The organism is Winogradskyella sp. A2, from assembly GCF_046762865.1.
Taxonomy (GTDB): Bacteria; Bacteroidota; Bacteroidia; order Flavobacteriales; family Flavobacteriaceae; genus Winogradskyella.
Genome location: NZ_JBKQXM010000002.1, coordinates 578,639 through 590,778 on the forward strand (window position 1 = coordinate 578,639; position 12,140 = coordinate 590,778).

Here is a 12,140-nt window from a genome sequence, read left to right on the forward strand (position 1 = left end):
CGCACGATCATGTTTTTTAAAAGTCATAAATTTTTGACCTTTTATTCTTAAGATGGGTCATTAATGTATATGCGTTGTCTTCTAGCGTTGATAGATTATAACCAGCTAAGATACTTCGAGCTTTAACAGTTGGATGTGTTATGTTTTTCACTACATTCTCTGGAACTCCTAGTTTGCTCATATTGGTAATAAAGGTGTATCTGCATGAGTGTGCGGTGAAGACTTCCCATTGATGGTGGGTCTCAATTTCGTAATCCGTTTGTGAATAATACCGTTCTTTATATTCAACTAGATTATTAAATTCTAAAGATTTTAAAAACTTCTTCAACTGCCTTCTGATGACAGGTCTACTAGGGAATTTGGGAAATTCACCATTGTTTTCTTCTATCAGTTTTAGTAGTGGTTTAGACAGGGGTATTACTGCGTACAACTCAGTCGAATTGTCTTGTGCTTTTCTGATTTTAGTTTTAAATCCTTCAAACCTTTCGTTATTAACTTCAAATGTTTCAACCTTACAATTATAAAGTTGTTCCATGTCACCTAGGCGCAAGGCTGTAAGAGAAGAGAATAAAATATAATTACGAGCGTTGTCGAATTCTCTGGAATGTCTTGTGTCAGTATGGAATATCTCAAGAAGTTGTTCTTCATCAAGACCAGTATTGTTCTTGGTAGTTACTTCATTGATTTTGTATTCACCTTTATCCCATTTGAAACCAATTTCAATATCATTGCCTGATGCATCTCTTAAAATTGTTCTTAAATGTTTACAGATTTTTGCTATGGTATTGTGTTTTAGAAAACTTCCTTGTGTTTCTTTATGGTGCTTATTGATATTGTCGAAAATATCCCAGTATTGAATCTCACTAAGGTTTGAAAAAGTAAGTGGTGTGTTTGTGCTTTTCTCATATCGTTTTAAATGCGCCTTCAAGTTACTATACTGGACAATAGTTCTCTGTGACCAATATTTTTTTGAGTTTGGAGGGAGTTTACTTCTTTTCGCTATGGTGTTCTCAATGTATTCAGTTATTAGGTAGTCAGAGGAAGGTTTGTCCATCCGTCCCAGTTTTTCAAAAACCAATCGCTTCAGAATATTAGGGTGTGGATTTTCATCATGCTCGTTTCTGAAAATCGAAAGCTGATTATAGACGATTCTTTCAATTTTATCAAGGAAGTTATTAAGGTCTTTACCATATTTACCTACATAAGATTTATTTGCTCGATACTCTGGTTTATCCAACCAGTATTCTTTTTCTATTGACCATTGCGTTGATATCTTAAGGGTCAAATAATCATCTTTCTTATTAACTAAGTCGTACTCTTTGAATCCGTAATTAAAATTTAAATAGATTAATCGCTTACCAGATTTATTTGCTCTTGACTCTAAAAAGAAATGATGTTTGGGTTGCTTCATATTAATTACGTAGTAAATAACGTAGTAAAAATATGCTATTAATTGAGGTTTATCAAATTAATTTGAGGTGTTATAAAAATTGATAAAACAATAAACCCTTTAAATATAAGGCTTTTAGGGATGCGTTACGATTTGTTGAGGTCTTAAGGTTCGAGCCCTAGTAGGCCAACAAAAAATCCTAATCGACTAGATTAGGATTTTTTGTTTTATCAACATGTTTGTTTTATATCTTAAAAGTAATCACTGGTCTTTTGGCATGATTTACTAAGTCTTCACTTATACTACCATTAAAGAAATGTGCGATACCTTGCCTACCATGGGTACTTATGCCAATTAAATCTGCATTAATTTCTCGAGAGAAATTCAATATACCCTGTTCTACACTTACATCATTGTAAACATTTAAAGTATAATTCTTAAAGGTCTGCCCAGAAATAAAATCGTTAATTCTGTTATTCGCTTCTATTGTTGTTAAAAAATTACTTGCTGTATTAACCAGTAACAAATGTATTTTAGCACTAATAGATTCAGCAAAAGTTATAGCTTGCAGGTAAGTTTCTTTATTATCATTTTTAAAATCTGAAGCGAATACAAAATCAGATATTTTAAAGGATTTGTGTTCATTTTTAATAACAAGGACTGGTACTTCAGATGTTCTTACCACTTTTTCAGCATTAGAACCAACAAACATTTCTTTGATTCCTGTAGCACCATGAGAGCCCATAATAATTATGTCAATATTAAATTCTTTACAGGCCTCTTTTATTTCATTGAATGTTAAATCAGCTTTCACCGTTTCATGAACTGTTATCCCCTCTAAAAAATCACTTGACAATAGGTCATTAAATTTTTTATGTGCCAATTTCATGAAAAATAAAACCTCAGGAACATCACTTTGAGCGTTTATAGGGTCTAATTGCTGCATTGGTATCTCCATCATGTGAAGTAAGTAAATTTCGGCATCATGAGATTTAGCGAGCATGGCAGCAACCTTTAATGCATTGTCGGCTTGTTCAGAAAAATCTGTTGGGACTAGTATTCTATTCATTGTTCTTTATTTATGTTAGCCTCATAAATTTAAGAAAATAATTCCACTTACATAACCTTTGAAAAATCCATAAATATTGTATATTTGCACTGTTGTTAAAGAAATGAATAAGCGAGAGGACGAAAAGTCCTCTCTTTTTATATCAAGAAATGTTTAAGGAAACTGTAAGAAATTTATTAGATAATGCACTTAATGAGCGCAAAGATTTATTTCTAATTGATTTTGAAATACTATCTGATAACACAATTAGAGTTGTTCTAGATGGCGACAATGGTGTTCTTGTAGAAGATTGCATTTTTGTTAGCAGAGCAATTGAGCATAACTTAGACAGAGAAGAACAAGATTTTTCATTAGAAGTAACATCTGCTGGTGCAACTTCACTATTAGTACTGCCACGACAATATAAAAAGCATGTTGGTAGAAATTTAGAGGTAAGAACATTAGATGGTGATGAAGTTATTGGAGAATTGACCAAAGTGGATAATCAAAGTGTTTTACTAAAATGGAAAACAAGAGAACCTAAGCCAGTAGGTAAAGGGAAAGTAACAGTAACAAAAGAAGCAAATATTGCTTTTGATAATATTAAAGAAGCAAAAGTTAAAATAAAATTTTAATCAGTTCAATTATGGAAAATGTAGCGTTAATAGAATCATTTTCAGAATTTAAGGATGATAAGTTAATTGATAGAGTGACGCTTATGGCGATTCTAGAAGATGTCTTACGTAATGCTTTAAAGAAAAAGTATGGTGATGATGACAACTTTGATATAATTATTAATCCTGATAAAGGCGATTTAGAAATCTGGAGAAACCGAATAGTAGTTGCAGATGGTGACGTAGAAGAACCAAATCAAGAGATTGCTTTGTCTGAGGCTCAGAAAATAGAACCAGATTTTGAAGTTGGTGAAGATGTTGCAGAAGAAGTGAAACTTGTGGATTTGGGTAGACGCTCAATTTTGGCATTAAGACAAAACTTAATATCTAAGATTCACGAACACGACAATACAAATATCTATAAGCAATTTAAGGAGCTAGAAGGTGAAATTTACACTGCTGAAGTTCATCATATCCGTCACAGAGCAATTATTTTATTAGATGATGATGGTAATGAAATTATACTACCAAAGGATAGGCAAATACCTTCTGACTTTTTCAGAAAGGGAGAGAATGTAAGAGGGATTATTGAAAGTGTGGAGTTAAAAGGAAGCAAACCGGCAATAATAATGTCTAGAACATCTCCTGTTTTCTTGGAAAAATTATTTGAGCAAGAAATTCCTGAGGTTTTCGATGGTTTAATTACAGTGAAAAAAGTAGTTCGTATACCAGGCGAAAAAGCCAAAGTAGCTGTTGATTCTTATGATGACAGAATTGATCCAGTTGGAGCATGTGTTGGTATGAAAGGATCTAGAATCCATGGTATTGTACGAGAATTAGGGAATGAAAATATCGATGTTATTAATTATACAAATAATATTCAGTTGTTTGTTACAAGAGCATTGAGCCCAGCAAGAGTGACGTCATTGAAGCTAGATGAAGAAACTATGCGAGCAGAAGTTCTTCTTAAACCAGAAGAGGTTTCTAAAGCAATTGGTAGAGGTGGTCATAACATTAGATTAGCCGGTCAATTGACAGGGTACGAGATTGATGTATTTAGAGAAGGTGCAGAAGAAGATGTTGAGCTTTCTGAGTTTAGCGATGAGATAGATGGATGGATAATTGATGAGTTTAGCAAAGCTGGATTAGATACTGCAAAAAGTATTTTAGAACAAGATGTTGAAGATTTAGTTAAACGAACAGATTTAGAAGAAGAAACTATTATAGAGGTAATCAAAATTCTTAAAGAAGAATTTGAAGATTAATGCCAATTCAACCCTAACATTTTTTAGTTGAATTGCTATAAAACAATTTTAAGTTATATTACAGGCAATTTATGGCTCAAATAAGAATAAATAAAGTATTAAGGGAATTAAACATCTCGCTAGATCGTGCTGTTGATTATTTAGAATCTAAGGGTATTGAGATAGAGAAAAGCCCTAATACAAAAATTTCACAAGAGGTTTATGATACGCTGTCAGATGAATTCCAGACGGATGCAACTAAACGCGAAAAAGCCCAAGAAGTAAGTGAAGCAAAACTTAAGGAAAAGGAAAAACTTCGTGAACAACGTGAACGTGAGATTGAAGAGAAGCAGAAGCATGAAGAGACTGTAAAAGAACCTGTGGTTAAGGCTAAAGTAGATTTAAGCGGTCCTAAAAAAGTTGGTAAAATAGATCTAGATAAACCAGCTGATAAAAAGGAATCAGAAAAACCTAAAGTTGAAGCAAAACCTGTTGCTGAAAAACCTAAGAAGAAAGAAGAGCCTGCTAAAACTAAAACTGTCAAAGCAGAAAAAACTGAAGAAAAGAAACCTGTAAAGAAAGAGGAAGCAGAAAAGGTTACAGAAGAGCAGACAGAAGAAAAATTAAAGACACAATATAAAAAATTATCTGGCCCTACCTCTACAGGAAAAAAAATTGATTTATCTCAATTTAATAAGCCTAAAAAGAAAAAAGAAGAAAAGAAACCAGCACCTAAAGAAAGTAGTAGTAAGCGTAAAAGACGTAGAATCAGCAAAGGTGGTGCAGATGGTGGAAAACCGAACTTTGATAATAGACGTGGGCAGAAAGGAAGAGGAAGTTCTAGGCCAAAAGTGGTTAAAGAAGAACCTAGTGAAGAAGATGTACAAAAACAAATTAGAGAAACCTTAGAAAAACTTCAAGGAAAATCTAATAAAGGAAAAGGTGCAAAATATAGAAGAGAGAAAAGGGAACAACATAGAGAACAATCAGAAAAAGAATTACAAGCAGAAGCTGCAGAAAGTAAAATTCTTAAGGTTACTGAATTTGTAACCGTAAGTGAGGTGGCAACAATGATGGATGTTGGCGTTACTGAAGTAATTTCGGCATGTATGTCACTTGGTATGATGGTGACTATGAACCAAAGGCTTGATGCTGAAACACTATCTATTGTTGCTGAGGAGTTTGGTTACGAGGTTGAGTTTGTAACAGCTGATATAGAAGAGGCGATTGAAGAAATTCAAGATAATCCTGAAGATTTAGAACCACGTGCACCTATTGTTACAGTAATGGGTCACGTTGATCATGGTAAGACCTCTTTACTAGATTACATTCGTGAAGAGAATGTGATTGCAGGAGAGTCAGGTGGAATTACACAGCATATAGGAGCTTATGGAGTTGAGTTAGCAAATGGTCAAAAAATTGCATTCTTAGATACACCAGGTCACGAAGCGTTTACTGCTATGCGTGCTCGTGGCGCTCAAGTAACAGATATAGCAATTATTGTGGTAGCTGCAGATGATGCCATTATGCCACAAACAAAAGAAGCCATCTCCCACGCTCAGGCTGCAGGTGTTCCGATTGTTTTTGCTATAAATAAAATTGATAAGCCAGACGCTAATCCAGAAAAGGTTAAAGAAGGATTAGCAAATATGAATTTACTTGTTGAAGATTGGGGAGGTAAAATACAATCTCATGATATCTCAGCAAAAGTAGGTACAGGGATCAAAGAACTTCTAGAAAAGGTGTTATTAGAAGCTGAATTGTTAGAGTTACAAGCAAACCCTAATAAGCCAGCCAATGGTACAGTTGTAGAGGCTTATTTGGATAAAGGTAGAGGTTATGTATCTACAATTCTTGTGCAAGCTGGTACATTAAAAGTTGGTGATTACGTTTTAGCTGGTAAAAACAGTGGTAAGGTAAAGGCAATGCATGATGAACGTGGTAATGAAGTAAAGGAAGCAGGTCCTTCAACACCAGTATCAATTTTAGGATTAGATGGCGCACCACAGGCGGGTGATAAGTTTAATGTATTTGAAGATGAGCGAGAAGCGAAACAAATAGCAACTAAGCGTACACAATTACAGCGCGAACAATCCGTAAGAACACAACGCCATATTACCTTAGATGAGATTGGTAGACGTATTGCACTAGGAGATTTCCAGGAGCTAAATATCATTCTTAAAGGTGATGTTGATGGTTCTGTAGAAGCATTAACTGATTCATTCCAAAAATTATCAACTGAAGAAATTCAAGTAAATATTATACATAAAGGAGTAGGTGCAATAACTGAAAGTGATGTTCTTTTAGCTTCTGCATCAGATGCCGTTATTGTAGGATTTAATGTAAGACCAGTAGGTAATGCTCGGATGATTGCAGATAAGGAAGAGATTGATATCAGAACATATTCTATTATTTATGATGCAATCAATGATCTTAAAGATGCCATGGAAGGTATGTTGTCTCCAGAAGTTAAAGAAGAGGTTACTGGTACTGCAGAAATAAGAGAAACATTCAAGATTTCTAAAATTGGAACTATTGCTGGTTGTATGGTTACAAATGGTAAAATCTATAGAAACTCGGGCATTCGCTTAATAAGAGATGGTGTCGTCGTATTTACTGGAGAATTAGCTTCATTAAAACGATTTAAAGATGATGCCAAAGAAGTATCCAAAGGGTATGATTGTGGTATGCAAGTGAAAAACTATAATGATATCAAAGAAGGAGATATTATTGAAGCATTTCAAGAAGTTGAGGTTAAAAAGAAACTTAAATAATACTTAATAAATTTAACAAAAAAGGCAATCGATTCGATTGCCTTTTTTATTTCTTATTTTTCAGATTTAGGCTGAAAAATAATGGCATTCATATATTTCTTTTTAATCTTAACCAAAGCCCTATCGGCTTCTAATCTCGTTGAGAAATTGCCAACCCATACCTTATAATTTGGTGTATTCCAGTGTATGTCTACAGGCCAATCTCCATATGAATTTAGAAAGTTAGATTTTTCCTTTTGGGCTCTATCGGGATCTACACTTTGAAAGACCTGGATTTTATAGGTCATGTTGGTTTTAATATCCTTTTTATATTCTAACAATTTTTTGATATCCTCATCTTGATCTATTGTAACTTCACCTTGTTGTGCATTGGTAACAAATGAAACAAAAACTAAAATGAAGAATGTGCTTATTGTATTGATTTTTAATCTCATAATTATTTATTTAATTGCAAAGGTATAATATTGAACGAATTTGGTTTTAAAATCTTATTTAGAATAGTTATAAATTATGTATTAACAGTTATCTAAGATTTCTAAAATCGACTTTATATCTTACTTTTGCGAGAGTTTTTTAAAACATGATTTTTATCATATTTATAGAAAAAACCATACCAAAGTTTAGAAGATAATTCAACTTAAAATATGAAATACGTTATCTACCGTAATTTAACCTCAAAGATCCTTAATCTTGGTTTAATAATATTACTTACGGTTTCAACTTCATTAAGCGCCCAAGAAGGGGATCCAGCTAAAGGAAAATCTTTATTTAATGCCAATTGTGCTGCTTGTCATAAATTGAACAAACCAATGACCGGTCCTGCCTTAGCAAATGTTGAGCAACGATTGATTGAAGAAGAGGGTTTGGACAGAGAATGGATCAACCAATGGATACGCAATAGTTCGGCTTTAATTAAGTCTGGTGATGCTTATGCTAACAAGATTTATAATGAGTGGAATCAAGTGGCGATGAATGCATTTCCACAATTAAGTGATCAAGATATTACAGATATCTTAGCTTATACAGCGGCCCCACCTCCAGCTCCCGTGGCAGTTGATGCTGGAACTGAATCAGTGGTACAAGAGCCAGGTATATCAAACGATCTTATTTTAGGCGCATTAGCAGTTTTATTTGCCTTATTGGCACTAGCACTTATTTTAGTGAAACGCACATTAAACCGTTTTGCTGAAGCAAAAGGTATAGATACTGTTATTGAAGAAAAACGTACACCAATTTGGCAAGCATTTATTCAAAATCAATTCTTGGTATTAGTAACTGCTATCTTCTTCTTATTGGCAAGTGGATATTTTGTTTATGGTTACTTTATGCAAGTTGGTATAGATCAAGGTTACGAGCCTGTGCAACCAATTCATTACTCACACAGAATACATGCTGGAGATAATGGTATCGATTGTAAGTATTGTCATTCATCTGCAAGAGTAAGTAAGCACTCAGGAATACCTTCGTTAAATATTTGCATGAATTGTCATAAAGCGATTGGTGAGGTAGCGGCCGAGACTCAGCAAGAAGGAATTAAAGAATTTGGTGTTGATTACAATGCTGAAATTCAGAAATTATATGAAGCAGTAGGATGGGATGGTGTAGCTTACACTGGCGAAACACAGCCTGTTAAATGGATTCGTATTCATAACCTGCCTGACTTCGCTTATTTCAATCACTCACAGCATGTCTCAGTAGCTGGTATTGAGTGTCAAACATGTCATGGACCTGTTGAGGAAATGGAAATTATGTACCAACACTCACCATTAACAATGGGATGGTGTATTAATTGTCACAGAGAAACAAATGTGAAGGTTAAGGATAACGGATATTACACTAAGATACACGAGCAACTTTCAAAGAAATATGGTGTTGAGCAATTAACTGCAGCGCAAATGGGAGGTTTAGAATGTGGTAAATGTCACTATTAAAAGAAAGAAATTAAGAAGTAATTTAGAATTATATGTCATCAAACAAGAAATACTGGAAAAGTGTTGAAGAGCTAAACGAAAATAGCTCTATTGTTGAGACGCTACAACAAAATGAATTTGTGGAAGAGATTCCAACAGACAAATTTTTAGGAGATAAAGAATCATTAGAGTCTTCGTCTACATCGCGTCGTGATTTCTTAAAATACGTAGGGTTTAGTACTGCAGCGGCATCGTTAGCGGCATGTGAAGGACCTGTAATTAAATCAATACCTTATGTAGTTCAACCAACGGAAATTATACCTGGTGTTGCAAATTACTATGCTACTTCAATAGCAAACGGATTTGATTTTGGAAGTATTTTGGTAAAGACAAGAGAAGGTCGCCCAATTAAAATTGAGAATAATACTGATGCAGCAACCAATGGAATGGCAAATGCAAGAGTTAATGCATCAATTTTAGGATTATATGATAGTTTAAGAGTTAAGGCACCTATGAAAGGTGATACTGAAATTTCTTGGGGAACATTCATATCTGAAACTTCTTCGAAGCTTAATAATCTGGCAGATGGCAAAGAAATTGTATTCTTAACACAAACATTAGCTAGTCCTTCTACTCATAAACTTGTGGGAGAGTTTTCTGAAAAATTTGGTAATGTACGTCATGTAGTTTATGATGCTGTATCAGAATCAGCAACCTTAGATGCTTACCAAGCAAAATATGGTTCTAGAGGAATGGCAAATTATGATTTCTCTAAAGCAAAAACTATTGTTTCTGTTGGTGCTGATTTCTTGGGAGATTGGCAAGGTGGAGGATTTGAGTCTAGTTATGCTAAAGGGCGTATTCCTGATCATGGGAAAATGTCTCGTCATATTCAGTTTGAATCTAATATGTCACTTACCGGAGCAAATGCTGATAAAAGAGTGCCATTAAAACCAAGCGAGCAACGATTGGCATTAGCTAAATTATATAGTTACGTAACTGGTAATTCGGCTGGTGGGGCAAATTTACCTGAGGCTATTGATAGTGCTGTTAAAGCAGCGGCTAAAGAGTTAAGTGCTTCCGGAAGTAATGGCGTTGTTGTTACAGGTATTCAAGATGTAAATGCACAGACTGTAGTTCTAGAATTAAATGAATTCTTAAACAGTAAGACTTTTGATCCAAAAACAACAATAAAGACTAGACAAGGTAATGATGAAGCAGTAATGCAATTAGTTACTGATATGAAAGCAGGTAAGGTAGGAGCAATAATTACATATGGTGTTAATCCTATGTACACTCTACCAAATGCATCAGATTTTGCGGAGGGAATAGAAAAAACAGATGTTTCAATTGCGTTTTCTATGAAGCAAGATGAAACGTCAAGCAATTGTCAATATATTGCTGCTACACCACATTTCTTGGAATCTTGGGGAGATGTAGAGTTTAAATCTGGTCATTATTCAATGATGCAACCTACAATACGTCCTTTATTTGATACTAAGCAATTTCAGGAAGTGTTATTAGCATGGAATGGAAATGCTTCAACGTATAGAGATTACATTAAGGAAGTTTGGACAGCTGATATTTTAGGTGGTGAATCCTTTAATAAGGCAGTACAAGATGGTTATTTTGTTGTTGAAGCTTCAAGCGATGATTCGTCAGAGGCGGATTCTGATGAAATATTAGAATCACCAAGTACAAATGCTGCTATGGCTTTAGCATCGTCAGCTAAAGGTAGTGCAATGGAGCTGTCATTATATACTAAAGTTGGTATGGGTGATGGTCAGCAGGCAAATAATCCTTGGTTACAGGAATTTCCTGATCCAATCACAAGAACATCTTGGGATAACTACTTAACAGTATCTAAATCAGATGCTGATGCTATGGGCTTAGTTAATGAAAATGTAGCTAATGGAGGTCTTAATGGTAGCTATGTAGATATTACTGTAAATGGAGTATCAATTTCTAACGTACCGGTTATAATTCAACCAGGTCAAGCCAAAGGTTCTGTGGGATTATCCCTTGGATATGGTAGATCAGCTGGATTAAAAGAAGAAATGCAAACAGGTGTTAATGCTTATCCACTTTATCAAAACTTTAGTTCAGTACAAGAAGTAAGTATTAGCAAAGCGTCAGGTATGCATGAGTTTGCATGCGTTCAGTTGCATAATACTTTAATGGGTCGTGGAGACATTATTAAAGAAACAACTTTAGAAATATTTAATACAAAGGATAAAAACGTTTGGAACAAAGTTCCGGAGGTGTCTTTAAATCATATTGAAACTCCTGTAACATCTCCTGATGTAGATTTATGGGATGAATTTGATCGCTCTATAGGTCATCACTTCAATTTATCTATTGACTTAAACGCGTGTACAGGATGTGGAGCATGTGTAATTGCATGTCATGCCGAAAATAACGTACCAGTAGTAGGAAAAGATGAAGTAAGAAAAAGTCGTGATATGCACTGGTTGCGTATTGACCGTTATTATTCTTCTGAAGAAACCTTTGACGGTGATAATGAAAAGAAAGAAAGTGCTGAAGGATGGTTTACTGGACAAAAAAAGGCATTAAGAGAAATGGAAAGTGGTTCGGCGAATCCACAAGTTGCATTCCAGCCAGTAATGTGTCAGCATTGTAATCACGCACCATGTGAAACAGTATGTCCTGTTGCTGCAACAGTTCATGGGCGTCAAGGACAAAATCATATGGCATATAACCGTTGTGTGGGGACAAGATATTGTGCTAACAATTGTCCTTATAAAGTACGTCGTTTCAACTGGTTTTTATATAATGAGAATGATGAGTTCGACTACTTCATGAATGACGATTTAGGGCGTATGGTATTAAACCCAGATGTTACAGTTCGTTCAAGAGGAGTTATGGAGAAATGTTCGTTCTGTATCCAGAAAACACAGAAAACTATTTTAGATGCTAAACGTGATGGACGTGAGGTTGAGGATGGTGAATTCCAAACAGCTTGTTCTGCAGCTTGTGGAAACGGTGCTATGGTGTTTGGTGATATAAATGATAAAGACAGCAAAATAGCCGCATTAAAAGAAGATAATAGAGCGTATCACTTACTAGAGAGTGTTGGTACAAAACCAAATGTGGTTTATCAAACTAAAGTAAGAAATACAGCTAAAGCATAAATTAAATT

General features: G+C 34.6%; 8 protein-coding genes. 5 read left to right on the plus strand and 3 right to left on the minus strand.

The window, feature by feature from the left end:
* Positions 1–16: 16 nt before the first annotated feature.
* Together ACFWV9_RS05730 and ACFWV9_RS05735 are read right to left on the minus strand one after the other, a co-directional pair.
* On the minus strand, positions 17–1,411 hold the full coding sequence (locus tag ACFWV9_RS05730; protein ID WP_411894276.1) for a hypothetical protein: 1,395 nt from the start codon (positions 1,409–1,411) through the stop codon (positions 17–19).
* Positions 1,412–1,634: 223 nt separating this feature from the next.
* Entirely contained in the window at positions 1,635–2,459 is an 825-nt protein-coding gene (locus ACFWV9_RS05735; RefSeq protein ID WP_411894277.1) for a universal stress protein, read from the minus strand.
* Positions 2,460–2,608: 149 nt separating this feature from the next.
* Between ACFWV9_RS05735 and rimP the strand changes: the two genes are divergently transcribed.
* The 3 genes from rimP (at position 2,609) to infB (ending at position 7,070) form a co-directional block, all read left to right on the plus strand.
* Complete coding sequence (gene rimP / locus ACFWV9_RS05740) at positions 2,609–3,073, plus strand: ribosome assembly cofactor RimP (protein ID WP_411894278.1); 465 nt, start codon at positions 2,609–2,611, stop codon at positions 3,071–3,073.
* A gap of 11 nt (positions 3,074–3,084) precedes the next feature.
* Positions 3,085–4,317, plus strand: a complete 1,233-nt coding sequence (gene nusA, locus ACFWV9_RS05745) for a transcription termination factor NusA (RefSeq protein ID WP_411894279.1) — start codon at positions 3,085–3,087, stop codon at positions 4,315–4,317.
* 71 nt (positions 4,318–4,388) lie between these two features.
* On the plus strand, positions 4,389–7,070 hold the full coding sequence (infB, locus tag ACFWV9_RS05750; protein ID WP_411894280.1) for a translation initiation factor IF-2: 2,682 nt from the start codon (positions 4,389–4,391) through the stop codon (positions 7,068–7,070).
* Positions 7,071–7,123: 53 nt separating this feature from the next.
* On the opposite strand, the gene ACFWV9_RS05755 is transcribed toward infB, so the two are convergent.
* On the minus strand, positions 7,124–7,504 hold the full coding sequence (locus ACFWV9_RS05755; RefSeq protein WP_411894281.1) for an SPOR domain-containing protein: 381 nt from the start codon (positions 7,502–7,504) through the stop codon (positions 7,124–7,126).
* Positions 7,505–7,714: 210 nt separating this feature from the next.
* On the opposite strand from ACFWV9_RS05755, the gene ACFWV9_RS05760 reads away from it, so the two are divergent.
* Positions 7,715–9,001: a c-type cytochrome gene (locus ACFWV9_RS05760; RefSeq protein WP_411894282.1), complete on the plus strand. Its 1,287-nt coding sequence runs from the start codon at positions 7,715–7,717 to the stop codon at positions 8,999–9,001.
* A gap of 32 nt (positions 9,002–9,033) precedes the next feature.
* Entirely contained in the window at positions 9,034–12,132 is a 3,099-nt protein-coding gene (locus ACFWV9_RS05765) for a TAT-variant-translocated molybdopterin oxidoreductase (protein WP_411894283.1), read from the plus strand.
* Positions 12,133–12,140 lie beyond the last annotated feature (8 nt).